General features: G+C 45.4%; 21 protein-coding genes and 1 tRNA gene. 12 read left to right on the top strand and 10 right to left on the bottom strand.

Translation table 11 applies throughout. The features are described 5' to 3' along the window. Positions 1-80 precede the first annotated feature (80 nt). Together AB4513_RS18830 and orn are read right to left on the bottom strand one after the other, a co-directional pair. Positions 81-156 (bottom strand) — tRNA-Gly (locus tag AB4513_RS18830). A 180-nt stretch (positions 157-336) separates the two neighbouring features. Continuing rightward, the gene (orn, locus tag AB4513_RS18825) at positions 337-882 is read right to left on the bottom strand and encodes an oligoribonuclease (RefSeq protein WP_012603103.1); all 546 of its coding nucleotides are present in this window, start codon (positions 880-882) and stop codon (positions 337-339) included. A gap of 150 nt (positions 883-1,032) precedes the next feature. Between orn and rsgA the strand changes: the two genes are divergently transcribed. The 5 genes from rsgA (at position 1,033) to AB4513_RS18800 (ending at position 8,082) form a co-directional block, all read left to right on the top strand. After that, positions 1,033-2,088 carry a small ribosomal subunit biogenesis GTPase RsgA gene (rsgA, locus tag AB4513_RS18820; RefSeq protein ID WP_012603102.1) on the top strand — a complete coding sequence of 352 codons (1,056 nt, stop codon included), beginning with the start codon at positions 1,033-1,035 and terminating at the stop codon, positions 2,086-2,088. A 125-nt stretch (positions 2,089-2,213) separates the two neighbouring features. After that, a complete protein-coding gene (asd, locus tag AB4513_RS18815) occupies positions 2,214-3,125 on the top strand; it encodes an archaetidylserine decarboxylase (protein ID WP_009847911.1) in 912 nt (303 codons plus the stop codon). A 321-nt stretch (positions 3,126-3,446) separates the two neighbouring features. After that, entirely contained in the window at positions 3,447-4,862 is a 1,416-nt protein-coding gene (locus tag AB4513_RS18810) for a DASS family sodium-coupled anion symporter (protein ID WP_009847912.1), read from the top strand. Between the two features lie 291 nt (positions 4,863-5,153). Beyond that, complete coding sequence (locus AB4513_RS18805) at positions 5,154-7,034, top strand: methyl-accepting chemotaxis protein (protein WP_009847913.1); 1,881 nt, start codon at positions 5,154-5,156, stop codon at positions 7,032-7,034. A 160-nt stretch (positions 7,035-7,194) separates the two neighbouring features. Continuing rightward, complete coding sequence (locus AB4513_RS18800; RefSeq protein WP_009847914.1) at positions 7,195-8,082, top strand: DMT family transporter; 888 nt, start codon at positions 7,195-7,197, stop codon at positions 8,080-8,082. Between the two features lie 33 nt (positions 8,083-8,115). Here AB4513_RS18800 and epmA read toward each other — a convergent pair whose 3' ends face one another. Continuing rightward, positions 8,116-9,087, bottom strand: coding sequence for an elongation factor P--(R)-beta-lysine ligase (gene epmA / locus AB4513_RS18795; RefSeq protein WP_009847915.1), 972 nt, complete (start codon positions 9,085-9,087; stop codon positions 8,116-8,118). 484 nt (positions 9,088-9,571) lie between these two features. On the opposite strand from epmA, the gene frdA reads away from it, so the two are divergent. From frdA to frdD, 4 genes are read left to right on the top strand one after another with little or no spacing between them, the layout of a single operon-like run. Then, entirely contained in the window at positions 9,572-11,395 is a 1,824-nt protein-coding gene (gene frdA, locus AB4513_RS18790; RefSeq protein ID WP_009847916.1) for a fumarate reductase (quinol) flavoprotein subunit, read from the top strand. After that, positions 11,395-12,159 (top strand): succinate dehydrogenase/fumarate reductase iron-sulfur subunit, encoded by a 765-nt coding sequence (locus AB4513_RS18785; RefSeq protein ID WP_009847917.1) that lies wholly within the window; start codon positions 11,395-11,397, stop codon positions 12,157-12,159. The genes frdA and AB4513_RS18785 overlap by 1 nt, the downstream gene beginning before the upstream one ends. A 1-nt stretch (position 12,160) precedes the next feature. Continuing rightward, complete coding sequence (gene frdC / locus AB4513_RS18780) at positions 12,161-12,544, top strand: fumarate reductase subunit FrdC (RefSeq protein ID WP_004733341.1); 384 nt, start codon at positions 12,161-12,163, stop codon at positions 12,542-12,544. Between the two features lie 11 nt (positions 12,545-12,555). After that, positions 12,556-12,933, top strand: coding sequence for a fumarate reductase subunit FrdD (gene frdD, locus AB4513_RS18775; protein WP_009847918.1), 378 nt, complete (start codon positions 12,556-12,558; stop codon positions 12,931-12,933). Positions 12,934-13,155: 222 nt separating this feature from the next. On the opposite strand, the gene efp is transcribed toward frdD, so the two are convergent. After that, entirely contained in the window at positions 13,156-13,722 is a 567-nt protein-coding gene (gene efp / locus AB4513_RS18770) for an elongation factor P (protein WP_009847919.1), read from the bottom strand. A 33-nt stretch (positions 13,723-13,755) separates the two neighbouring features. On the opposite strand from efp, the gene epmB reads away from it, so the two are divergent. Next, positions 13,756-14,778, top strand: a complete 1,023-nt coding sequence (epmB, locus tag AB4513_RS18765; protein WP_009847920.1) for an EF-P beta-lysylation protein EpmB — start codon at positions 13,756-13,758, stop codon at positions 14,776-14,778. A gap of 143 nt (positions 14,779-14,921) precedes the next feature. Beyond that, a complete protein-coding gene (locus AB4513_RS18760) occupies positions 14,922-15,410 on the top strand; it encodes an MgtC/SapB family protein (RefSeq protein WP_009847921.1) in 489 nt (162 codons plus the stop codon). 127 nt (positions 15,411-15,537) lie between these two features. Here the strand turns inward: AB4513_RS18760 and AB4513_RS18755 are convergent, their stop codons facing one another. The 4 genes from AB4513_RS18755 to AB4513_RS18740 form a co-directional block, all read right to left on the bottom strand. Further along, positions 15,538-16,971, bottom strand: coding sequence for a sensor domain-containing diguanylate cyclase (locus tag AB4513_RS18755; protein WP_083784137.1), 1,434 nt, complete (start codon positions 16,969-16,971; stop codon positions 15,538-15,540). Positions 16,972-17,244: 273 nt separating this feature from the next. After that, positions 17,245-17,802, bottom strand: a complete 558-nt coding sequence (locus AB4513_RS18750) for a VC2662 family protein (RefSeq protein ID WP_009847923.1) — start codon at positions 17,800-17,802, stop codon at positions 17,245-17,247. Between the two features lie 340 nt (positions 17,803-18,142). Next, a complete protein-coding gene (gene groL / locus AB4513_RS18745; RefSeq protein WP_009847924.1) occupies positions 18,143-19,789 on the bottom strand; it encodes a chaperonin GroEL in 1,647 nt (548 codons plus the stop codon). Positions 19,790-19,841: 52 nt separating this feature from the next. Beyond that, positions 19,842-20,132 (bottom strand): co-chaperone GroES, encoded by a 291-nt coding sequence (locus tag AB4513_RS18740; protein ID WP_004733324.1) that lies wholly within the window; start codon positions 20,130-20,132, stop codon positions 19,842-19,844. Positions 20,133-20,347: 215 nt separating this feature from the next. Between AB4513_RS18740 and AB4513_RS18735 the strand changes: the two genes are divergently transcribed. Continuing rightward, positions 20,348-21,682, top strand: coding sequence for an MATE family efflux transporter (locus AB4513_RS18735; protein ID WP_102257564.1), 1,335 nt, complete (start codon positions 20,348-20,350; stop codon positions 21,680-21,682). Between the two features lie 241 nt (positions 21,683-21,923). Here AB4513_RS18735 and gpmM read toward each other — a convergent pair whose 3' ends face one another. Together gpmM and cysN are read right to left on the bottom strand one after the other, a co-directional pair. After that, entirely contained in the window at positions 21,924-23,456 is a 1,533-nt protein-coding gene (gpmM, locus tag AB4513_RS18730; protein WP_009847926.1) for a 2,3-bisphosphoglycerate-independent phosphoglycerate mutase, read from the bottom strand. 321 nt (positions 23,457-23,777) lie between these two features. Beyond that, on the bottom strand, positions 23,778-25,184 hold the full coding sequence (gene cysN / locus AB4513_RS18725; RefSeq protein ID WP_009847927.1) for a sulfate adenylyltransferase subunit CysN: 1,407 nt from the start codon (positions 25,182-25,184) through the stop codon (positions 23,778-23,780). Between the last annotated feature and the right edge of the window lie 99 nt (positions 25,185-25,283).

Raw genomic sequence — 25,283 nt, 5'->3', positions numbered from 1 at the left:
GTCCGAATGCATTGTTTAAGTCAATGAATCTTTCTCTCTAAAGAGACCTTCTAGGAATTCACTTCCTAAAAGTATAAATCTGGAGCGATACATCGGGTTCGAACCGATGACCTCAACCTTGGCAAGGTTGCGCTCTACCAACTGAGCTAGTATCGCAAACTGAAAACGTCTTTCGCCGTTCAGGGCTGCGAATTATAAGAGCATTTTTTTGTGATGCAAGTCCTTAATGCAAAAATCAGCAAGTTTTTACTCAACTGCTGTAAAAGCACACATATTTGCAAAAAAAATAGCTCTTATGTCCCTGAAAAGTTAGATAAACGTGAACATTTGATCTGATTAGATGTTAATAATCGTTTTTCGATAGTACTGCAGCTCAGCAATAGACTCTCGAATATCGTCTAATGCAAGGTGGCTTCCCGACTTAGAAAAACCATCTAACACTTCAGGCTTCCAACGGCGAGTCAGCTCTTTTAGGGTGCTAACATCAACATAACGGTAGTGGAAGTACTCTTCCAGCTCTGGCATATGCTTGTATAAGAATCGGCGATCTTGACCAATGCTGTTGCCACAAATTGGTGACTTACCTTTTGGTACCCATTTTTCCAGAAACTCAATCGTTTGTTGAATGGCATCTTGCTCTGAAACTGTACTGTCTTGAATTCGTTTCACTAGGCCACTACCGGTGTGAGTCGTTGTGCACCACTCGTCCATCTTGTCCAATTCACTCTGAGGTTGGTGAATAGCCAAAACAGGTCCTTCAGCCAGGATATTAAGCTCACTATCAGTAACGATAGTAGCAATTTCAATGATTTTATGAGTTTCAGGATCAAGTCCTGTCATCTCGAGATCAACCCAAATAAGGTTCTGATCGCTAAAGGACATAAGGCGTCGCCTATTTGTTTATGTATAAAAGAGGTACTATACCCAAATAACTATACTCAAACTAGCTTTAGAGCCATCGAAATCATATGGCAGTAGCAACATCCTGTTTGAGTTCCCAATCATCAAGTTAGATGTGTTAAGTGAAAAATTGTGGCTAAAAAAAAGAAGTTAACCAAAGGTCAGGTACGTCGCGTACGTAGCAACCAGAACAAGCGACTCAAGAAAGAAGATTCTATCCAATGGGACGAGAACATGCTTGGCGGAACAAAAAGCGGACTCGTGATTACGCGCTTTGGTCAACATGCCGATATCGAAGATCTTGAAACCAACGAAGTTCACCGTTGTAACTTACGCCGTAGTATTGAGACTTTAGTTTCTGGTGACCGAGTAACTTGGCGTGCAGGCTTAGAATCCATGGCTGGCATCTCAGGTGTTGTCGAAGCCGTTGAGCCAAGAACGTCAATGCTAACTCGCCCTGACTACTATGACGGCCTCAAACCGGTTGCCGCAAACGTAGACCAAATGGTTATCGTTTCAGCTGTACTACCAGAGCTATCACTTAATATCATCGACCGCTACTTGATCGCCTCTGAAACGGTGAATATCGCCCCTTTAGTTGTACTCAATAAAGTTGACTTGCTGACAGAACAACAAATTAGCGAATACCGCGAAACACTGAAGATATACGAGAAAATCGGCTATAAAGTCATGTTCGTGAGTAAAGAGTCGGGTTACGGCATCAAAGAGTTGGAAGCTGAACTGAAAGATCGTATCAACATTTTCGTTGGTCAATCTGGTGTAGGTAAATCCAGCGTAGTGAATGCACTGATGCCAACATTGGACATTGAAGAAGGCGCAGTTTCTGAAAACTCAGGACTGGGTCAACACACCACCACAGCAGCGCGTTTGTATCACTTCCCTTCTGGTGGTGATCTTATCGATTCCCCAGGGGTACGTGAATTCGGCTTATGGCATTTAGAACCCGATGAAGTCACAGATGCTTTCATTGAATTCAAGCCATACCTAGGTGGCTGTAAGTTCCGCGACTGTAAACACAATGACGACCCAGGATGTCTTCTACGTGAAGCCGTTGAAGACGGAAAAATTAGCCGCTTACGTTTTGCTAGCTACCATCGCATTATTGAAACAATGGCTGACAACAAAGATAACCGTCAGTACTCACGAAGCAAGAAAGCCGATCTCTAATCGCGTTTTTGTGAACAAATGTGTGCATTTACTGACAATTGGCGCGAACTTAAGTAACATCTCGCGCCCTAAACCGTCATCGACAGATTTAATTGAAAAACAATTAGCATTGGAAAATTAATACAATGGATAAGATTAAAGTTGGATTGCAGTACTGGATCCCACAACATGGCCTGACTCGTTTAGTTGGTAAACTGGCGTCTGCTAAAGCGGGTGGTTTAACGACAGCGATCATTAACTGGTTCATCAAGCAATACAAAGTGAACATGGATGAAGCTCTGCATAGCGATCCAAAACACTTTAAGACATTCAATGAATTCTTCGTACGTGAATTGAAAGAAGGCATGCGCCCTATCGCAGAAGGTGACTCTGTTATTGTTCACCCTGCTGATGCACGTGTAAGTCAGTTTGGCCCAATTACTGATGGTCAACTGATTCAAGCTAAAAACCATAACTACTCAGCACGTGAGTTGCTTGGTGGTGATGCAGACCTAGCCGATGAGTTTAAAGACGGTGAATTCGCAACGCTTTACTTGTCGCCAAGTGATTATCACCGTGTGCACATGCCATGCGACGGCACACTGCGTCAGATGATCTACGTTCCCGGAGACCTGTTCTCAGTTAACCCGCTAACGGCAGAGAACGTTCCAAACCTATTCGCACGTAACGAGCGTGTGGTTTGTATCTTTGATACTGAGTTTGGCCCAATGGCACAAGTGCTGGTTGGTGCAACTATCGTAGGTAGCATCGAGCAAGTATGGGCTGGCACCATCACGCCACCTCGCGGTAACTCGGTTTACAAGTGGGATTACCCAGCACAAGGTGATAAATCTATTATCTTGAAGAAAGGCGAAGAGATGGGTCGCTTCAAGCTTGGTTCAACGGTTATCAACCTGTTTGCTAAAGATGCAATCAAGTTTGACGACACTATGCAGAATGGTGAGAAAACCGTTCTAGGCACTCCTTTCGCGCACATTGCGGGTAAAGACGTTGAGACTGAAGCTGTTGATTCAGCAGAGAACACTGACCAAGCTTAACGATCTGAGTTAACTCATTTAGTTTTAAAGGCGCGTTACTTTTTCTATATCAGAGAAGAACGCGCCTTTTTCTTAACTCTACCAATTCGTTTCCTACTCAAGCTCTAACAACCCAAGCTTTCAAACCTCAATCCTCACCCCCTGCCCAGCCACCTGCGGCTTCTCACTCTTGCCTCTAATTGCCCAGATAAAATATTGACCAAAAGCAAAACAACTGTCGAAACCTTAAACAACTTTTCGATTTTACAACCCGTCTCCAAGTACCAAAAATCCAGATAACTTACTCTATTTGAAGATATTTTATTTATAGGGTCTTTGTACATGCCTAAACTCAATGTTGGCGTTCTGGTCAAGCTGTTGATTTGTTTTGCGATTCCCTTAGGCGTGTTATTCATGCCGATAGATTCAATACCAATCGATGATCTCACGCTGATTCAACATCGCTTGTTGGCAATATTCTTGTTGGCCGCTCTACTGTGGGTGCTTGAACCTGTTCCGGTATTCGCCACTTCAATTTTGATCATTGCGCTTGAACTGGTGATGATATCTGACAAAGGTTTACACCTATTTAGAAATCCACCAACGGGGCACGATCTCGGTGAGTTAATCAAATATACCGACATCTTCGGTGCATTTTCGTCACCGATCATCATCCTTTTCATGGGTGGTTTTGCTCTTGCGATATCCGCATCCAAGTATGAACTCGATAACAACCTAGCTCGAGTGCTGCTCAAACCATTCGGTACAGAACCGCGCTTTATCATGCTAGGTTTAATGCTGATCACCGCCGTGTTCTCAATGTTCATGTCAAATACCGCAACCACGGTTATGATGCTGGCCCTGCTCGGCCCTATTGTGGCTTCGGCACCCAAAGGCGATATGGGGATTAAGGCGCTCGTATTGTGTATTCCAATTGCTGCCAACACCGGTGGTATAGCGACACCCATCGGTACACCGCCCAATGCCATCGCACTACAATACCTAACCGGTGAAAACACCATCGACTTCCTCAGCTGGATGATGATGGGCTTACCCTTTGTGATCATCCAACTCACCATCGCTTGGTTTCTCCTACAAAAACTCTTCCCTTCTAAAGAAAGAAATATGGTCCTCAAGCTTGATGGACAATTTAAAAAGAGCTGGCGAGCGATCGTGGTTTACATCACCTTCGCTGCGACAATCTTATTGTGGATGACCACCAAACTGCATGGCATGAACACTTATGTGGTCTCTATCATTCCACTGGCTGTTTTTACTCTCACTGGCATCATGGGCAAAGAAGAACTCAAGCTGATTAACTGGGATGTGTTGTGGCTGGTTGCGGGTGGTATAGCGATTGGGATTGGCTTGGATAAAACAGGCTTAGCCGCTGCACTCGCACACGCGATTGATTATGAATCGCTCTCGCCGACTGCAGTGGTACTAACGCTGTCTATCGTGTGTTGGCTAATGGCTAATTTCATGTCGAACACAGCTACCGCAAACTTGCTGATGCCGATAGCAGCTGCGATTGGCGCTTCTATGGAAAGCCTAGTAGCAATTGGAGGCTTACAAGGCTTGCTGGTTGTGGTCGCCTTCTCGGCATCGCTCGGGATGATTCTTCCAGTATCGACGCCACCAAACTCGCTGGCTTACTCAACTGGGCTTATCGAAAGCAAAGATATGGCGAAGATGGGTATCATCTTAGGGATTGTCGGCTTACTGATGGTCTACCTCGCGCTGTTTATTATCACTTAGCACGTCAATGCCTCCCTTCCGTCCAGCTAGTAATCGTGACCTCGCTAGCTGGCGGGCCACCAGATTTTAACCAATAAGATAAATCCTGATAACAATTAACACCTTAGCAGCAACCAATTGTGATTCCACTTCACTGTTTATTAAAAATAATCATATATATATTTAAATTATGATTTTCAACACGTTTCGAACTTTAAATATAACGACACTAGACACCTAGCAGAGACACATCCGTTCGCAATCCAACGCGTCGCTGTCATTAGCCTTTTATCCAAGAAGGAGGGATAAACCTTGAGACATACTATTAAGTTCAAAATTCAGATCGCTATCGCGGTTATTATTGCCGTCGTAAGTGGCGCTCAAGCTTGGATATCTGTTAATCAGCTTACTCAAGAAACTGAAGTCGCGATCAACCAACAGGTGAAAAACGTGAGTGTTGGTACGACGAACTACATTGCCGATTGGTTATCAATCCGCAGTGATATGATGCTTGCCAATGAATCGACCATTTCAAGCAATAGCAACTCTGATCGCGAGTTATTGATCACCAAGCAAGCCGGGCAATTCTTGTCTGTTTATGCAGGATTCAGTGATGGCAGTATAGCTTATGGCGACAAGGCTGAGGATTGGCCAGCAGACTACGACCCACGATCCCGCCCTTGGTATAAAGATGCAAACGCGACATCTGAACTCATCATTACCGAACCTTATCAAGATTTTGACGGCAGCATTGTCATCAGTTTCGCTAAAGCATTTAATGGTGAAAGACAGGGTGTTATCGCGGCAGACTTAACCGTAACCAGCATTATTGATACCGTACTCAATGTAAAACTCGATAATGACGGTTTTGCTTTTTTAGTCGACGGTAATAACAACATCGTCGCCTACAGTGATGAAGAGTTGAGTCAGAAACCACTGACGAATTTGAACCCTGAGCTAACGGTCGACAAAGTATCACAACTGCTCCAAAACCAAATGATCACGACGTTAACTTGGCCTGGTCAAGGCGATAAAATGGTCTACATCGCTAACGTTCCGAATACCGATTGGTCATTGGGTATTGTGATCGATAAAGAAATGGCATTTTCTGCGGTATCCGATGCCATTCAATTTATCACGCTTACCTCTTTGATTTTATACATCGTCATTTCGATTGCGAGCACAATGGTGATTAACCGCTTGCTGCACCCACTGCAAACATTGTCTGAAGCACTGACTCAGCTTGCTCAAGGCAGAGGCGACCTGACTCAGCGTATTGATATCAAGCGCATGGATGAAATTGGCAAACTTGCCGAGCTCGTAAACCAGTTCTTGAGCCAGATGCAAAGCATGCTTAAGGGCGTAATAGAGCACAGTCACGACTTAAACAACCATGCGGAAAAAGCCAATCAACTGGCTACGCAATCTTCGATTCGAGTCGAGAACCAACAAAACGACATCAACCAAATTGCGACTGCGATTCATGAAATGTCCGCCACCGCAGCTGAAGTGGCCAGCCATGCCGAATTAACCGCCTCCGCATCTCAAGCATCCGCTACCGCTTGTAACGAAGGCCAAGAGGTTATCCAACAAAACCGCGATGCGATTACAGGCCTTGCGACTCAGGTTGAAGATGCAGCCAATGTTATTCGTGAATTAGAGAGTAATGCTCAAAGCATCAACCAGATCCTATCCACCATTCAAGGCATTGCCGAACAGACCAACCTGTTGGCATTGAATGCCGCGATTGAAGCCGCTCGTGCGGGTGAACAAGGTCGTGGGTTTGCAGTTGTCGCCGATGAAGTGCGAGTGCTCAGCCAAAGAACGCATGGCTCGACGGAAGAGATCCGCGTGATGATTGATACACTGCAGAAAAATACCGAACATGCCGTTGAAAGCATGACCACCAGCACTCAGTTAGCAGAGAACAGTGTTGGCTTCGCAGAACAAGCTCATGGCAGCCTGACTAAAATCACTCAGGCAATCACTGAAATCAACGATATGGCGCTGCAAATAGCGAGTGCTGCGGAAGAGCAACGCGCGGTCAGCGAAGACATCAGCCGTAATACGCAAGGAATCAAGGATGCCTCTGATGACCTTGCACAGCAAGCTGAAAGCAGTCGCAATAGCTCAAATGAAATGAGTAGCGCTGCCGAGTCGATGCGCCAGGACGTGGAGCGCTTTAAGGTATAGTGCGACTCAAGCAAAGTAAGTGAACCACACCACCGAGCGACAGCTGACATAAACTAATAACTGAAACAAAGTAGTTCTTTCATAAGAATCACTTTGTTCTCAGTTCGGTTTGATGCATATTGATGAGCTAATTTATCCCAGACACAAGGATGTTATTCAGATGGGATTTGAATGGTTAGCTCTAGCTGCCGCTTTTCTTTGGGCTATTGCGAGCCTAATGTCAGTAAAGCCTGCCCAACACTTAGGTTCTTTCGCCTATAGCCGTTGGAGAATGGGTTGTACCGCGATCATCTTATCAAGCATGGCTTGGTTTACCGGAGGTTGGTCAACTGTCGAAGCCAATCTAATCACGCCGATGATGCTATCTGGCCTGATTGGTATATTCATTGGTGATACCGCCCTATTTGCCTGTTTGAACCGAATGGGACCGCGCCAAGCGGGTTTACTGTTCTCTTGCCACGCCGTGTTCTCGGCGATTCTTGGTTACTTCCTGTTTAGTGAAAGTATGACCTCTATTGAGCTGATTGGCTCGGCTTTGGTGTTTAGTGGTGTATTAACTGCGATATTCTTTGGTCGTCGAGGACAAGCCAACAACCAGCTTGAAACCATCAAGGGCACCGTGTGGATTGGTGTCGCACTGGGAATCACCGCAGCGATCTGCCAAGCATTGGGCGGCATCATTGCCAAACCCGTGATGCAAACCAGTATCGACCCTGTTGCCGCTTCTGCCATTCGAATGATCACCGCTTTTGTTGCTCACTCCGCATTTCGTTTAACAGGCGCCAAACTTTCACGCGCACTTAACCCAATGAATAAGCAGATATTCGCGATTACCGCGGTTAATGGTTTTCTAGCGATGGCAGTAGGAATGACGTTGATTTTGTATGCGTTGCAGGAAGGTAATGTCGGTATGGTCGCTCTGTTATCTTCAACTACACCCATCATGTTGTTACCGATACTTTGGCTTTACACCAAGCAGAGACCAAATGCCTACGCTTGGATCGGTGCCATTGTTGCCGTAGTGGGTACTGGGATTCTGGTCAGCTAGCCAAACCGTCAGTAAGACTAGCTGAATAGAGAGCTAAGAACGTGGGAAAGGAAAAGCCGTCACATCATCGATATGGTCATAACCTAACGCCAGCATGATCAGACGGTCGATACCCAAAGCAACACCCGCACAGTCTGGTAAGCCTGCTTTTAATGCCTCAATCAAGTGATGATCAATCGGTTGAGGTGATAAGCCCATCTCAATACGTTTGGCATTATCATCTTCAAAGCGCTTAAGTTGTTCTTGCGGTTTATCTAACTCGTGGAAGCCGTTTGCTAACTCAATTCCTTTGAAATACACCTCAAAGCGATCGGCGACTCGTGAATCGTTTGGATTGATCTTAGCTAACGCTGCTTGCGATGCTGGGAAGTCATACACAAACGCAGGCACCTGCTGGCCTATTTTCGCCTCGACCCCAATACTGAAAAGAAGCTGCAATAACGTATCGCGATCTTGCTCGGGGTCAGCTATGTCGCTGAGCCCTAGTTTCGCAGCTGCTTGCTTTAGCGTATCCATCGAATCTTCCAGCGGACAAACACCTAACACATCAATAAAGGCTTGTTGGTAAGTCATTCGCTCTGCTATGCCTGATTTAAGTACCTGCTGTAACAGCAGATCCATCTCATCCATCAGATCATGATGATCAAAACCAACGCGATACCACTCCAACATAGTGAACTCAGGGTTGTGATAACGGCCATTTTCTTCATTGCGAAAAGATTTACAAATTTGGTAAATACAACCGCTTCCGGCAGCCAACAAGCGTTTCATATGAAACTCTGGGCTAGTCATAAAGAATAGTGGCTGGCCGTGCGCATAACCAGGCCCTACGAATTCAGTTTTGAAGGTATGTAAATGCACATCCGTCACCGTGGCGTGGCTCATCGCAGGCGTATCCACTTCCATCACGTTTCGCTCAACAAAGAACTGACGAATTTGATTAAGGATATCAGCACGTTGCTTTAACTGCTTAATGGTTGCGGCCGGTTGCCATGTAGAGTGCATTATTGAGTTCCATATTACTGAATTCTAGACGACGAAAATTACCACCTTTCATCGCTTTTGTAAGCTTCTATCTTTCTATTCTTGAAAGCGAAATGTTGTTTTAATGAAGCCAGAAAATTACGTTCTACAATACAATTATCAATACAGATTTTACATCCACATTGATAACAAAAATCATACTCAACAAGCCGTTAACACAAGCCCTGTGGGCTAATCGTTATCAACAATTGATTGCCGTGATTGCAGTCACATAACCTATAAATTCTATGCCTCCATATGCACTACCGACCTAAAAACCCAAATGCATCAACTTTTCGAATACCTTCCTCTCTTACACTGAACCTACCACTTAAGGCTTAGGGGTAATAAACGGTTGATGCCGTTTACGTACTATTAATTAGTAAGTAACGCCAATTAGTAAGTACTACCAATAAGCTTTTTATAATAACAAGCGGAATACTCCGCATCACACTGGAGAATAACTGTGAAGACAATTACCACAGATATCGCAGTCATCGGCGCAGGCGGCGCTGGTCTTCGTACAGCAATTGCAGCAGCTGAAGCTAATCCTGAATTGGAAGTTGCACTGATTTCTAAAGTTTACCCAATGCGTTCGCACACGGTGGCAGCAGAAGGCGGTTCAGCAGCGGTAATTAAAGACGAAGATAGCCTAGATAACCACTTCAACGATACTGTTGGCGGTGGCGACTGGCTATGTGAACAGGATGTTGTTGAATACTTTGTTGAAAACTCGACTCGCGAAATGATCCAAATGGAACAATGGGGCTGCCCATGGAGTCGTAAAGAAAACGGTGAAGTAAACGTACGCCGATTCGGCGGTATGAAGGTAGAAAGAACGTGGTTCGCAGCGGATAAAACCGGCTTCCACATGCTTCATACTCTGTTCCAGACTTCGATGAAGTACGACACAATCAAACGATTTGATGAGTACTTTGTGGTGGATTTGCTCGTTGAAGATGGCGAAGTACAAGGCCTAATCGCGATTCACATGTCTGAAGGTGAGCTTGTTACCATCAAAGCAAAATCTGTTGTTCTAGCAACCGGTGGCGCAGGTCGTGTTTACCACTGTAATACCAACGGCGGCATCGTAACTGGCGACGGTATGGCAATGGCTTATCGCCACGGTGTACCACTGCGTGACATGGAGTTCGTTCAATACCACCCAACAGGCCTCCCGGGCACTGGCATCTTGATGACCGAAGGTTGTCGTGGTGAAGGCGGTATCATCGTCAACAAGAACGGCTATCGTTACCTGCAAGATTACGGCATGGGCCCTGAAACTCCAGTGGGCGAGCCGAAAAACAAATACATGGAACTGGGTCCTCGTGACAAAGTTTCTCAAGCATTCTGGCACGAGCAGCAGAAAGGCAACACCATCAAGCACCCGCTTGGTGATGTCGTACACCTTGACCTTCGCCACCTTGGTGAAGAGTACCTGCAAGAGCGTCTTCCGTTTATCTGTGAGCTTGCAAAAGCGTACGTAAACGTTGACCCAGCAAAAGAGCCAATCCCAATTCGTCCAACCGTTCACTACACCATGGGTGGTATTGAAACCAACGGTACGTGTGAAACTCGCATTAAAGGGCTATTCGCTGTTGGTGAGTGTGCTTCAGTTGGCCTACATGGCGCAAACCGCCTAGGGTCTAACTCTCTTGCTGAATTCGTAGTTTTCGGCCGCGTAGCCGGTGAACAAGCCGTGAAACGCGCAGCTGAATTCAAAGGCTGGAACGAAGAGTCTATTGCTAAGCAAGTGAAAGCGGTTGAAGATCGCATCGCTGGCATCTTGGCTCAAGAAGGCGATGAGAACTGGGCTGATATCCGTACTGAAATGGGTCACACCATGGAAGCGGGTTGTGGTATCTACCGTCAAGAAGACTTGATGCAAGAAACCATCGACAAAATCACTGAACTGAAAGCTCGCTACAAGAAGATCAGCATTAAAGACAAAGGCAAAGTGTTCAACACTGACCTACTTTACGCTATCGAAGTGGGTTACGGCCTTGAAGTTGCCGAAGCGATGGTTCACTCAGCGATCCTTCGTAAAGAGTCTCGCGGTGCACACCAACGTCTAGACGACAACTGCACAGAACGTGATGACGTGAACTTCCTGAAACATTCTCTATCTTTCTACAACGAAGATGCAGCACCAACTATCGACTACAGCGGCGTTAAGATTACTAAATCTCAACCTAAAGCTCGTCTATACGGTGAAGCAGCCGAGAAAGCCGCTGCTGCTGAAAAAGCGGCAGAAGAGAATGCGAAGAAGAGCGAAGAGGAGCAAGCATAATGTCAGCGAATCGAATCCAAAAAATTGAAATCCTGCGTTATGACCCTGAGCACGATGCAGAACCTCACTTTCAAACCTTTGAAGTTCCATTTGATGAAACCATGTCGGTACTTGATGCGATTGGTTACATCAAAGATAACCTAGATAAAGACCTGTCTTACCGTTGGTCTTGTCGTATGGCGATTTGTGGTTCTTGCGGCATCATGGTTGATGGCGTGCCAAAACTGGCATGTAAGAGCTTCTTACGTGACTACCCGAACGGCTTCAAGATCGAGCCTTTAGCTAACTTCCCAATCGAGAAAGATTTGATTGTCGACATGACACCGTTCATCGAACGCCTTGAAGCAATCAAACCTTACATCATTGGTAACGACCGTAAACCAGAAGACGGCACTAACATCCAAACTCCAGAGCAAATGGCGAAGTACAAACAGTTCGCTGGCTGCATCAACTGTGGTTTGTGTTACGCAGCGTGTCCTCAATTTGGTCTAAACCCTGAGTTCATTGGCCCTGCGGCACTTGCTCTTGCTCACCGCTACAACCTAGATAGCCGTGACAATGGTAAAGCTGAGCGCATGAAGCTTATCAATGGCGACAACGGTGCTTGGGGCTGTACGTTTGTAGGTTACTGTTCTGACGTTTGTCCGAAGAAAGTAGATCCAGCAGCAGCTGTAAACCAAGGCAAAGTTGAGTCTTCAATGGACTTCGTTATCTCGATGTTCAAGCCTGATGGATCGCAAGTAAAAACAGCAGAGGAGGCATAATATGAGCAACCGTAAGCCTTATGTTCGTGAGATGAAGAGAACGTGGTGGAGCAACCATCCGTTCTACCGCTTCTACATGCTACGTGAAGCGACTGTACTGCCTTTGATTCTATTCACTCTGTTCCTAACCTTCGGTTTGGGTTCGCTAGTGAAAGGGCCTGAAGCGTGGGAAGGTTGGTTGAGCTTTATGGCTAACCCTGTCGTTGTTGGTATCAACATCGTGGCACTGCTAGGCAGCTTACTGCACGCTCAGACCTTCTTCAGCATGATGCCTCAAGTAATGCCAATCCGCCTTAAAGGCAAATTGGTAGATAAAAGAATCATCGTACTGACCCAGTGGGCAGCGGTGGCATTTATTTCTTTAATCGTTCTGATGGTGGTGTAAGGAGCTTCGTTATGAACACAAATTACAATGTTAACCACAATCCGAAACGCTCTGATGAACCAATCTGGTGGGGCCTATTCGGCGCTGGCGGTACTTGGTTCGCGATGATTACACCAATCACCATTCTAGTGCTGGGTATCTTGGTGCCAATGGGCATTATCGATGCGGATGCAATGAGCTACGAACGTGTCTCTGAGTTTGCCACCAGCATTATCGGTGCGCTATTCATCATCGGTACGCTAGCACTGCCAATGTGGCATGCAATGCACCGTCTTCACCACGGCATGCACGACCTTAAGTTCCACGTCGGCGTTGCTGGTAAAGTGGGTTGCTACTTCGTTGCAGGCCTAATCAGCGCGCTATCTGTTATCTTCATTTTTATGATTTAACAGTTAAGAGCAGATTCGAGATTCGGGTAACTGAGATTCGAAGAGTTTAAGAACGAAAATACTAGAAGCAGAACAGGATTATCTTGTTCTGCTTTTTTGTTACTTGTCGAATCTCGTTTACTCGAATCTGCTCTTCTCCGATCGCCAGATACAAAAAAGGCCGCTCATAAGCGACCTTTTCTATTTCACTGAGCCACCTTAAACAAGATGGACACAATCAAATTACTTCACACGACCAACGTATTCGCCAGTACGAGTATCAACTTTAACAACTTCACCGATAGCGATGAATAGAGGAACACGAACTACCGCGCCTGTTGCTAGAGTTGCAGGTTTACCACCCGTACCCTGTGTATCGCCTTTAAGGCCAGGATCAGTTTCAGTTACTTCGATCTCAACAAAGTTTGGCGGAGTAACAGTGATAGGGTTATCATTCCACAACGTTAGAGTACAAACGTCATTTTCAACTAACCATTTTGCTGAATCAGCGACTGCTTTTACGTCTGCTGCGATTTGCTCAAATGTTTCGTTGTTCATGAAGTGGTAGAATTCGCCGTCGTTGTATAGGTAGCCTAGTTCAACGTCAACAACATCTGCAAGCTCGAAGCTTTCGCCTGACTTGAATGTTTTCTCTAACACTTTGCCTGACAGCAGTTTACGAAGTTTTACACGGTTAAACGCTTGGCCTTTACCTGGCTTAACGTATTCATTGTCGATAATTGCGCAAGGCTCGTTATCTAACATGAATTTTAAACCGCCTTTGAATTCATTGGTGCTTACTGACGCCATGATTTTCTCTTCCACATCTTTGAGTTAATTTCAATGCCGCATATCATAACCCGAAAAGTCGAATCTGTTGAGCAAAACTGGCTCAAACAACTATCGAATGCGATCTCTGACCCGACAAAACTGCTTGAAGCATTGGAAATAGACCCAACACCGTGGCAAAAAGGATTCGCAGCACGTGAGCTGTTTTCACTTCGAGTTCCTCTTAGCTTTGTTGAGCGAATGGAAAAAGGCAATCCACACGACCCTTTGCTAAGACAAGTTTTACCGCTAAGTGAAGAGTTTGATGTGCACCAAGGCTATTCTGCTGACCCCTTAGAAGAGCAAGAAAACGCGATTCCGGGACTACTACACAAATACAAAAGCCGCGCGCTAATGATCGTGAAAGGTGGCTGCGCGATTAACTGCCGTTACTGCTTTCGCCGTCATTTCCCTTATCAAGATAACAAAGGATCTAAGTCTGTTTGGCAAACTAGCCTCGATTATGTGGCTCAACATCCCGAGATCAACGAGGTGATCTTGTCTGGCGGCGATCCTCTTATGGCCAAAGACAGCGAACTAGAGTGGCTGATCAATGCTATCGAACAAATTCCACATGTGAAAACCGTTCGAATTCACAGCCGATTACCTGTCGTGATTCCGGCGCGAGTGACTGATGAACTATGCCAAACATTAGCTAACACTCGTCTTAAAGTAGTCATGGTTAGCCATATTAATCATGCCAATGAAATCAACTTAGAGCTCAAGCAGGCCTTCCATAAGCTGAAGCAAACTGGTGCGACTCTGCTCAACCAAGGCGTAATGCTAAAAGGCGTAAATAACAGCGCTAGCTCATTGAAAAAATTAAGTGAAAAGCTATTCGACGCCGGTATTTTACCTTACTACATGCATGTACTTGATAAAGTTCAGGGAGCTGCTCATTTCTATATCTCCGATGAAGAAGCGAAACACCACTTTAAGGGATTAATCTCTGAGGTTTCTGGCTATCTAGTACCTAAGTTAACCCGTGAAATTGGCGGACGCAGTAGCAAAACACCACTCGACCTAAACATTGAATAACGAGCGAGCTTCAAAAAGCGACTAAGCTTATCTGTAACGACAACACGTTGCTAAATGCACCTTCACGACAAAAATTTTTTGTTCGATCGTCCGGTCTATTATTAGCATACTCGGCTCTATTCTAAATTCTTAGGAGGGGTGATATGTCACAATTTATAGAACAAGCTCTCAACCTTGCCCCCTTTAGCTGGGCAGGCCTCGCAGCATGCATGTTGTGTGGTTCTTTAATCGGAATCGAAAGGCAAACACGCGGTAAACCCGTCGGGATCCGGACATCGATCCTTATCATTAGCGGTACTTACTTCTTCCTCACCATGGCGATTAGCCTATCCCCCAACACTCTCGATCAAGCTCGTGTACTTGGTCAGATAATTACGGGGGTTGGATTCCTTGGTGCTGGGGTAATGATGACATTGGATGGAAAGATTCATGGTGTAACGTCAGCGGCGATTATCTGGGTACTCGCTGCATTAGGTATGATGATCGCACTTGGCCACCTTTCGCAGTCGGTTATTATCACGCTAATGGCGCTAGTGATTCTGCTTGGGGTAGACAAGGTAGAAAACAGCTTCCAGAGCTTACGCCGTGGTGTTCACCAGAAGTGGATGAGAAAAGTCCGCGTGAAGAAGTAACACCTCGTCGGAAGACACTTGGCCTTATCTGCATTTTATTCTTAGCTACTGTTTCATCTTAAGGGTCTTTTTCCTTAGATAAAAAAGAGCCTAGCAAACGACTAGGCTCTAAACTGCAGTTCACAGATTAATGTACGTGAATAGACACTTGATTCTTGCCTGCGGCCTTCGCCTTATAAAGCTGCTCATCTGATGAACGAATACTCTGGTTTTCCCACAAGTGTCCAATGCTGTCGAACTTGAACAGAGAGTAAAGCGTCGCTCCCCCAGAGACTGATATATTAATCTTGTCACCGGTCGCGCATCGATAACTTTGTAAACTAATGTCATTTTGAATTCGTTCAAAGATCGATGAAAGTAATTCGGATGATTCGCCCGTAATCGCGACAACAAACTCTTCACCACCAAATCTCGCCACGATATCTTTCTGCCTAACGCTGTTCAGCATTAACTGAGCAACATGGCAAATCACCTCATCTCCCACCTTATGACCATACTGATCATTCACCACTTTGAAATCATCGATATCAAATACGCCAACACCAATAATTGGCTCCTCATTTTGGTTCAGCAACCGAGCTTCAAAACCACGCCGATTATATAAACCAGTCAATGGGTCGAGCATCGCTAAATTCTTCAATCGCTTGTGCTCTTGCTTGGTATAAAACCGCCACAACCATAGTGCTGAGATAAAGTACAAAGCTAACAAAATCAGTAATTGAACCCGCTCCAGTTCCAGCAAATGTAAAAAATGCTCACTCTTTCCTTCTTCAATAGTCAGGTATAACTCAGTATTAATTCCATCGACGTACAAAGGTCGTGAATAGGTAAAGTCCAACAGCCCATATTTGTTTACTCCTCTTGCGCTCGTCACCTTGTATCCATGAACGGGATTAGAGACGAGATTAGAGACGTAACCATCAACACCGAGTACTCCTTTAAACTCACCATCAACATAGATACCTTTGGTTAAGGTCACTACCTTCTTCCCTGTTAGGTAGTCATCGTATTGGCCGGTATACACCACTTGATCTTGACCCTGAGCTAAGCCAAAACGAATCGTATTCACCCAATAAGGGCGACTATTGACGACTGAATCAAAGGTGTCACCTTTAATGTAACGGGCGAAATCGGAAGGCGACGATATAATAAATTTATCTTTGGAGATAAAGTAAATCGCAGAGATGGTATCAATGGTATTCGCAAAGTAAGCCATGGTGGGTGCGATAAACATGCGCCTACCAGCTTCTAAATGAAGATCCGACTTTAGATCGCACATCTCACTTGGGCCAGAGAACATAAAATCAAATCTAGGGGCAGCTTGCTCTTCACTAATGAAGTAACACGTATCACCTTCGACCTTTTGCTCATGTGAGAATACGTAGGCATCCCCATGCAGCGGATAAAGTGCGGTAATATTATATTCAAGAGCATTAATAATCTGTGTAAGCTCCGCTAAAGAGCGTGTCACGCCTTGGTTTTCAATTCCATACTGCTTTTCTGACTCTTCCGCTGAATCAACAAGTAACAAGCTAAAAACCACTAAAAAGCTGGCGGTCAGACTTAAGAAAGCCTTTTTAAAATCGACGGTATGGGGATTAATCAAAGCATGTAAGTCATCGTTGAAAATTTAGCGCACATTGTACCCACAAGTGAGAACATCGCAACAAGAGTATAAAACAACATGCTTACAGTAACGTTTAAGGAGTGAGATAGCAGATGTAAAATAACGCCTAAACATAGAAGTAAAGGCGTTGATAGGTTCAATCATGGATAGCTTTAAGCCTTGGTAAGAACGTCGCTCACCAATATTGAAACCAGCGCGGCTACCGTCTTACTTAGCGAAATTCACAATTGGGAAGCACGGGAAAAAACCATTGTCAGCACAGTTGATCAGGCCAATCTGTACACCTTCAATTTTATTGGTTTTGTTGAAGATACCAACCTGAACCGTCGACACCTCTGAAAGGTTCGCAGCGCCAACATCCACCATAGTGTTCCCTTCAGAATAGTTTACGAAACTCACGTTCGCGCCTTTTACATCATTAGTAATGTTAACAGCACCTAGGTTAACACCTGTTGTTTTACCTGTGTTCCAGTTAAAGAAACCTAGTGAAGCACCTGTCATTTCTTGGTTTACTTTTGATGCACCAAAAATACCAAGGTTCACACCTGTTGTGGTTTGCGTCTCAGACATACCAACAACTGCAAGGTCGACACCTTTAAGGTCATTGACTTGCCCGTGAAGCAGAGCCAGACGTACACCGCCAACCGCATCTGAATCCGGAGCGTTGAAACCATTGATCGTTGAAAACATAACAGGCGAAGAAGCAAATGCTGCCGGTGCCATTACCGCTGCAGATACAGCAAGTACTGAAAGTAATTTTTTCATTGGGGAGTCTCCACTGACTTATTGTTGACTTGATTAATCTATATTCAATCAAGTATTTATTGTCCTTCACTCAACAGCTATCCATGTTAAATCAATGTCATAACTGTACCATTGAATATAAGACCCAAAATCATAAAGAGCAATATTGAGCGGAGGATATCATGAGAGGCAAGAGTAACCATCGGCAGTCAGGTTTCTATAAGTAGACGATAAAGATTCCCTATCACGCTCGTGCCTCGCTGTCGGGAGTGACGATTTCAAAGCATAAAAAAACGGAGACCGAAGTCTCCGTTTTCTAAAGCTTATGTATGACTTTCTCTGTTACGAGAAAGGGGGATGATTACATCATGCCGCCCATGCCCCCCATACCGCCCATGCCACCCATATCAGGCATTGCAGGGCCAGAATCTTGTGGCTTATCAGTGATCATCGCTTCTGTTGTGATCATAAGACCAGCAACGGATGCTGCGAACTGAAGTGCAGAACGAGTTACCTTAGTTGGATCTAGGATACCCATTGTAATCATGTCGCCGTATTCGCCAGTAGCCGCGTTGTAACCGTAGTTACCTTCGCCAGCACGAACATTGTTAGCAACAACAGACTCTTCATCACCTGCGTTCTTAGTGATTTGACGAATAGGCGCTTCCATTGCACGTAGTGCAACACGGATACCTACGTTTTGCTCTTCGTTGTCGCCTTCAAGGCCAGCAACTTTAGATGCAGCGCGGATAAGTGCAACACCACCACCAGCAACCACACCTTCTTCAACAGCAGCGCGAGTTGCGTGAAGTGCATCTTCTACGCGGTCTTTCTTCTCTTTCATCTCAACTTCAGTTGCAGCGCCTACTTTGATTACTGCAACACCGCCAGCTAGCTTAGCTACGCGCTCTTGAAGTTTTTCTTTATCGTAGTCAGACGTTGCATCTTCGATTTGTTGACGAATTTGAGAAACGCGACCTTTGATCATCACTTCATCGCCCGCACCATCAATGATAGTTGAGTTTTCTTTGGTGATAGTAATGCGCTTAGCTTGACCTAGGTCTTCTAGCGTTACTTTTTCAAGGTCTAGGCCAATCTCTTCAGAGATAACCGTGCCGCCCGTTAGGATTGCGATGTCTTGCAGCATAGATTTACGACGGTCGCCGAAACCAGGTGCTTTAACTGCAGCCACTTTAACGATGCCGCGCATGTTGTTCACAACAAGAGTTGCTAGTGCTTCGCCTTCTACATCTTCAGCGATGATAAGAAGTGGACGAGATGCCTTAGCAACTGCTTCTAGAGTCGGAAGAAGTTCACGGATGTTCGACACTTTCTTGTCGATTAGAAGAATGAATGGGCTTTCAAGATCAACAGAACCGGCTTCTTGGTTGTTGATGAAGTAAGGAGATAGGTAACCGCGGTCGAACTGCATACCTTCAACTACGTCTAGCTCGTCTTGCAGAGCCTGACCTTCTTCAACCGTGATAACGCCATCACGACCTACTTTTTCCATCGCTTCAGCAATGATGTTACCCACTGTCGAATCAGAGTTCGCAGAGATAGTACCTACTTGCGCGATAGCTTTCGTGTCTGAACAAGGAACAGAAAGGTTCTTCAGCTCTTCAACAGCTGCGATAACCGCTTTGTCGATGCCGCGCTTAAGATCCATTGGGTTCATGCCAGCAGCAACGGCTTTTAGGCCTTCAGCAATAATAGACTGAGCCAATACTGTTGCTGTCGTTGTTCCATCGCCCGCCGCGTCATTCGCTTGCGAAGCCACTTCTTTAACCATTTGTGCGCCCATGTTTTGGAACTTGTCTTCAAGTTCGATTTCACGTGCAACTGAAACACCATCTTTCGTGATCGTTGGTGCGCCAAATGATTTGTCTAGAACAACGTTACGGCCTTTAGGACCTAGCGTTACTTTTACTGCGTCAGCCAGAACGTTTACACCTTCTAGCATTTTAATACGTGCGTCGTTACCAAATTTAACGTCTTTAGCAGCCATCTTAATTTCCTTTAAAATTCTTTATTCAGTCAGTTCAGTTTGATGGGTCGGATTACTCAACGATCGCCATGATGTCGTTTTCAGACATGATCAGAACTTCTTTGCCGTCGATCTTTTCAGTTTTAGTGCCGTAGCCTTCAGAGAAGATAACGGTATCGCCAACTTTAACGTCCAATGGTTGTACTGAACCATTTTCTAGAATGCGGCCTTTACCAACAGCTAGAATAGTACCGCGCGTTGATTTTTCAGCGGCAGAACCTGTTAGAACGATGCCACCAGCAGATTTAGATTCAACTTCTTGGCGCTCAACGATAACTCGGTCGTGTAGAGGACGGATATTCATCGGTCGTATCTCCTGATAATTTCCATTTAATATGATAGTTGCCACGATTGGCATGGGGTTAAAGAGTATGTTGGGGCGATGTGGAAGAACCCAAGGGGGGAAAGAAAAAATTGTGATCGAAAGAGCAGATTCTCACCCCTCATCTTTCCTTGCTTTTCGTTTACTCGTATCCCACATCTGTTTATCCTACGGTTTTAGTTCCAACGGCGTTTTACATGCAAGATAAGCATGGGCTTCTCACGGCCCCGATAGCACAGACTCTACGCACCATGACCATACCGACTATCTTCGGCATGGTGGCGATCTTGATGTTTAACCTTGTCGATACTTTCTTTATCTCATTGCTCGGCACACAAGCACTCGCAGCGGTGAGCTTTACCTTCCCAGTCACCTTCGCCATAAACTGCATTACCATGGGCATAGGCATTGGCTTGTCGACATGTATTGGAAGATTACTTGGCCAAGGTTGCGCGCAAAATGCAGCTCGCTTTACTTGTCACGGTTTATTACTTGCGGTGCTTCTTGTTGGTTTTGCATCAACTCTGGGGCTTGTAACACTTGAACCCATGTTTGCCTTATTGGGGGCAGAACCCGAGTTACTGCCACTGATATCCGAGTACATGTCGGTTTGGTATTTAGCGATACCGCTGCTTGTTATTCCTATGGCAGGCAACAGCGCAATACGAGCCAGTGGCGACACCAAAACACCCGCCAAGATTATGATGCTGGCCGGCCTTATTAACGGCATTCTCGACCCGCTGCTGATCTTCGGTTACGGTCCTTTCCCAGAGCTAGGGATTCAGGGCGCAGCCATTGCCAGTGGCTTCAGTTGGTTTGGTGCGTTATGTGGTTCACTGTATGTGTTATCCATACGAGCAAAACTGCTTGCTCCGCCCAAACTAAAAAGCATCATCGATGACTGGAAACAGATCTTAACCATCGGCACACCCGCTGCTCTTTCTAATGCTCTGAACCCACTTGCTGGCGCCATAATCATGATGATGTTAGCCAAACAAGGAACAGAAGCAGTGGCAGCTTACGGAGCTGCCCAGCGTATTGAATCAATTTTGATCATCGTGTTGATGTCTTTAACTTCTGCCCTCACGCCTTTCATGGCACAGAACTTTGGCGCTGATAATCCACAGCGTAGTTTCAAAGCTCTGTTCTTAAGCATGCGCTTTGCGGTGATGTTCCAAGGTTTGATTTTCTTAATGATGGTGCCATTGAGCATCCCTTTAGCCGCCCTATTTTCTCAAGAAGAGTCTGTGCGAGGCATCTTGTGGCATTACTTGTTAGTTGTCCCCTTTAGCTATGGATTCCAAGGCATTGTAATGATGCTGCTCAGCGCGATGAATGCCATGCATCAACCACTCAAAGCCTTTCAATGGAGCTTCATGCGCCTGTTCGTATTTACATTGCCGTTTGCTTGGATAGGCAGCCAAATTGATGGCGTCGAAGGGTTGTTTATCGGCTTAGCATTAGGGAACATCATGGGGGGTATTTCAGGGTATTTGTTTGCGCTTCGTGTGAGAGCTCAAGCTAGCAAATAACTCTCTGTTATTGCCTACAGCGAGGGACGAGCGTGATAGGGAATCTCTCTTTATGTATGACAAGCTATACTAAACATAAGATTCCAGATATTTCGTTCCTCAATTCTGGAATGACGGGATAAGAAGGTAACGAGTAAACGATAATCTATTCCTCAAACTCCAGATACAAAAAAACGGCTACACTCACGCGCAGCCGTTCTAGTATTCAATGAAAGTTAAAACTATTTATCTAAAACAGTAACTACTTAACGATCACGTCACCTGACATTTCAACTGGGATATCAATACCAGACAGAGAAAGCATCGTTGGTGCAAGATCAGACAGTTTACCGCCTTCTTTGAACTCAACGTCTTTACTACCTACGTAGATAAGTGGCACTGGTAGGTTAGTGTGTGCAGTGTGGATGCCGCCCGTTTCTGGGTTTACCATCATTTCCGCGTTACCGTGGTCAGCGGTGATAAGCAGTTGGCCATCGGCTTCTTTGATTGCTTCAACCACTTTGCCAAGACATTCGTCTAGCGACTCTACCGCTTTAACCGCTGCATCGTAAACGCCAGTGTGGCCAACCATGTCACAGTTAGGGAAGTTACACACGATAGCGTCGTATTTGCCGCCTTTGATTGCTGCAACTAGCTTTTCAGTTAGCTCTGGCGCGCTCATTTCTGGTTGCAGGTCGTACGTTGCTACTTTTGGAGAAGCAACAAGCTGACGCTCTTCGCCTTCAAACTCGTCTTCTTTGCCGCCGTTGAAGAAGAACGTCACGTGCGCGTATTTCTCTGTTTCAGAGATACGTAGCTGCGTTTTGCCTTCTTTCGATAGCCATTCACCGTAGGTGTTCTCTAGAGAAGCCGGTGGGAATGCACATAGAAGAGGAATATCTGCTGCGTATTGAGTTAGCATCACGAAATCGATCGCTGGGAATGCGTTACGAGCAAAACCATCGAAATCAGGAACGAATGCACGTGTGATTTCACGAGCACGGTCAGCACGGTAGTTCATGAAGATAACCGCATCGCCATCAACGATAGCGGCAGACTCTTCGCCTTCCGCTTTAATTTCAGTCGCTTTCACGAACTCATCGTTTTCGTCACGAGCGTAAGCCGCTTCTAGGCCAGCTACTGCAGTGTCGAATGTGAACTCTGCTTTTGCTTGAGTCAGCAGGTCGTAAGATTCTTGAACGCGATCCCAGTTGTTATCACGGTCCATTGCGTAGTAACGACCAATAAGCGAAGCAACACGACCTTTACCTAGCTTAGCGAATAGCTCTTGGAAACGTGCAAGTGTGTTTTCTGCGCTACGTGGCGGTGTATCACGACCGTCTAGGAATGCGTGTAGGTAAATTTTCTCTGCGCCACGCTCTGCTGCCATTTCAACAGCTGCATAGATGTGATCTTCATGAGAGTGAACGCCACCTGGAGACATAAGGCCCATGATGTGCACTGCTTTATCAGCTTTCACCGCTTTATCAACCGCATTCACTAGCGCTTCAGTTTGGCCGAACTCTCCATCTGAAATTGACTTAGTAATACGAGTAAGATCTTGATATACCACACGACCCGCACCGATGTTGGTGTGACCCACTTCAGAGTTACCCATTTGGCCATCAGGTAGGCCTACATCTAAGCCAGAAGCCGAGATTAGCGTGTTAGGTTGGTTAGCAATAAGACCGTCTAATACAGGTGTATTAGCGTTCGCGATAGCGTTGTCTTGGTTGTCTTCACGGTAACCGTAACCGTCAAGGATCACTAGAGCCATTGGCTTCTTAGCTGACATAGGACTGACCTCGTTCAATTCAAAATAAATCGGTATAAAAACAAATTAGCGTAATTTTACTACAGTTTACAGTCAAAACTGTAGCGGAAGATCAAGAAACGTCGCAGGTAGGATGATCGGATATGAAAAAAAGCGTCACTTAATGAATAAAGTCAGCGACATGATATCGCTGATAACTTACAGGTGCAGTGCAATTAAGGCACGAATCTAGATTACTAATAGGTTGAAATCACACCACAAGTGATACGTCACACCCTATCTCCGCACCTTTGCCTAAGAACATAATGACCAAGTACTGTGCGATACTGCAGCCTGATGAGGTTAGATCTCTGCACACCCCCACTCTGGGAAGTGCTTGCGCACGTAGGTATTCAAGTCTTTTTCTGATGAAGAGTAGACACGGCCTTCTTCTTTTTCATCCGATACCGATTCAACCATACCCGCACCTACTGTCACATTATTATGACGGTCAATCACAATGAATGACCCAGTTTGTGGTAGTGTTTGGTAAGTATCAACAGCAATTTTGTCCGTCAATACAATCTCAGACAAAGCAATCTCGTTAAGGTCTAACGTTTCACTCTCTTTGGCGTGCTGTTTTAATGTATTGACATCAATTTTATGAGGGATGCCAGTCACTTTACCAACACAAGATTTGGTCGCAAACTTAAAGATGTACTCTTTATGCGTACGCATTGGGTTCTCACCCATCCATACGATATGAGCATTGACCTTATTGGTGACTTTTGGCTCATGACCGTTGTGCACCAGCATATCACCCCGTGACACATCAATCTCATCTTCAAGAATTAACGTGATCGCTTGACCAGGACGTGCGGTATCCAGATCACCATCAAAGGTATAAATCGACTTTACTCGAGAGCTCTTACCTGATGGCAGCGCTGTCACTTCATCGCCCACTTGCACCAAACCAGACGCAAGCGTGCCACAGAAACCACGGAAGTTTAGATTAGGGCGATTCACGTATTGCACTGGAAAGCGCATATGTTCGAGGTCTTTATCTTGGTCAATTTTGACGGTTTCAAGCAGCTTCATCAGCGTTGCACCTGGATACCAATCCATCACCTCACTTGATTTCACCACGTTGTCTCCGTTCAGGGCTGAAATCGGCACAAAACGGATATCATCGATGTTGAAGTTCTTTGCCATTTCACGGTAATCAGCCTTAATCTTCTGATACACCTCTTGACTATAGTCCATCAAGTCCATTTTATTGACAGCGACAATGATGTGCTTAATACCCAACAAGCTACAGATATAGCTGTGACGGCGGGTTTGTGTCTGAATACCGTAACGAGCATCAACCATTACAATCGCTAACTCACAAGTAGAAGCGCCCGTCACCATATTACGCGTGTACTGCTCGTGTCCTGGAGTATCAGCGATGATGAACTTGCGCTTATCCGTTGAAAAGTAGCGGTATGCTACATCAATCGTAATACCTTGCTCTCGTTCTGACTGCAGACCATCCACCAAAAGCGCCAGATCAAAATCACCATCGGTGGTGTTAAATTTCTGAGAGTCTTTCTCAATCGCTGCCATTTGGTCTTCGTAAATCAACTTTGAATCATAAAGCAGACGACCAATCAATGTCGACTTACCATCATCAACGTTACCGCAAGTGAGGAAGCGCAATAAATCTTTGTTTTCATGAACTTTCAGATATGCTTCGATATCCGTTGCGATAAGCTCTGAGCTGTGAGACATATCGTTCTCCTAATCTTCTTTTCAGGCTTCAATGCCCTGTATAATTGGGTTGTCTACTCGAATGCTTTGCACTCTAGAGTATGGGAGCCTTAGCTCCAC

It is taken from the genome of Vibrio sp. 10N.222.54.E6 (assembly GCF_041473955.1).
Lineage (GTDB): Bacteria > Pseudomonadota > Gammaproteobacteria > Enterobacterales > Vibrionaceae > Vibrio > Vibrio tasmaniensis_A.
The sequence above is the reverse complement of the archived record's forward strand: the minus strand, read 5'-3'. Positions and strand labels throughout refer to the sequence as shown.

Coding starts and splice junctions, on each gene's coding strand:
- orn (WP_012603103.1), bottom strand. CDS start 882: ATGTCCTTTAGCGATCAGAACCTTATTTGGGTTGATCTCGAGATGACA.
- asd (WP_009847911.1), top strand. CDS start 2,214: ATGGATAAGATTAAAGTTGGATTGCAGTACTGGATCCCACAACATGGC.
- AB4513_RS18810 (WP_009847912.1), top strand. CDS start 3,447: ATGCCTAAACTCAATGTTGGCGTTCTGGTCAAGCTGTTGATTTGTTTT.
- AB4513_RS18800 (WP_009847914.1), top strand. CDS start 7,195: ATGGGATTTGAATGGTTAGCTCTAGCTGCCGCTTTTCTTTGGGCTATT.
- epmA (WP_009847915.1), bottom strand. CDS start 9,087: ATGCACTCTACATGGCAACCGGCCGCAACCATTAAGCAGTTAAAGCAA.
- AB4513_RS18785 (WP_009847917.1), top strand. CDS start 11,395: ATGTCAGCGAATCGAATCCAAAAAATTGAAATCCTGCGTTATGACCCT.
- frdC (WP_004733341.1), top strand. CDS start 12,161: ATGAGCAACCGTAAGCCTTATGTTCGTGAGATGAAGAGAACGTGGTGG.
- frdD (WP_009847918.1), top strand. CDS start 12,556: ATGAACACAAATTACAATGTTAACCACAATCCGAAACGCTCTGATGAA.
- efp (WP_009847919.1), bottom strand. CDS start 13,722: ATGGCGTCAGTAAGCACCAATGAATTCAAAGGCGGTTTAAAATTCATG.
- epmB (WP_009847920.1), top strand. CDS start 13,756: ATGCCGCATATCATAACCCGAAAAGTCGAATCTGTTGAGCAAAACTGG.
- AB4513_RS18760 (WP_009847921.1), top strand. CDS start 14,922: ATGTCACAATTTATAGAACAAGCTCTCAACCTTGCCCCCTTTAGCTGG.
- AB4513_RS18750 (WP_009847923.1), bottom strand. CDS start 17,802: ATGAAAAAATTACTTTCAGTACTTGCTGTATCTGCAGCGGTAATGGCA.
- groL (WP_009847924.1), bottom strand. CDS start 19,789: ATGGCTGCTAAAGACGTTAAATTTGGTAACGACGCACGTATTAAAATG.
- AB4513_RS18740 (WP_004733324.1), bottom strand. CDS start 20,132: ATGAATATCCGTCCTCTACACGACCGAGTTATCGTTGAGCGCCAAGAA.
- AB4513_RS18735 (WP_102257564.1), top strand. CDS start 20,348: ATGCAAGATAAGCATGGGCTTCTCACGGCCCCGATAGCACAGACTCTA.
- gpmM (WP_009847926.1), bottom strand. CDS start 23,456: ATGTCAGCTAAGAAGCCAATGGCTCTAGTGATCCTTGACGGTTACGGT.
- cysN (WP_009847927.1), bottom strand. CDS start 25,184: ATGTCTCACAGCTCAGAGCTTATCGCAACGGATATCGAAGCATATCTG.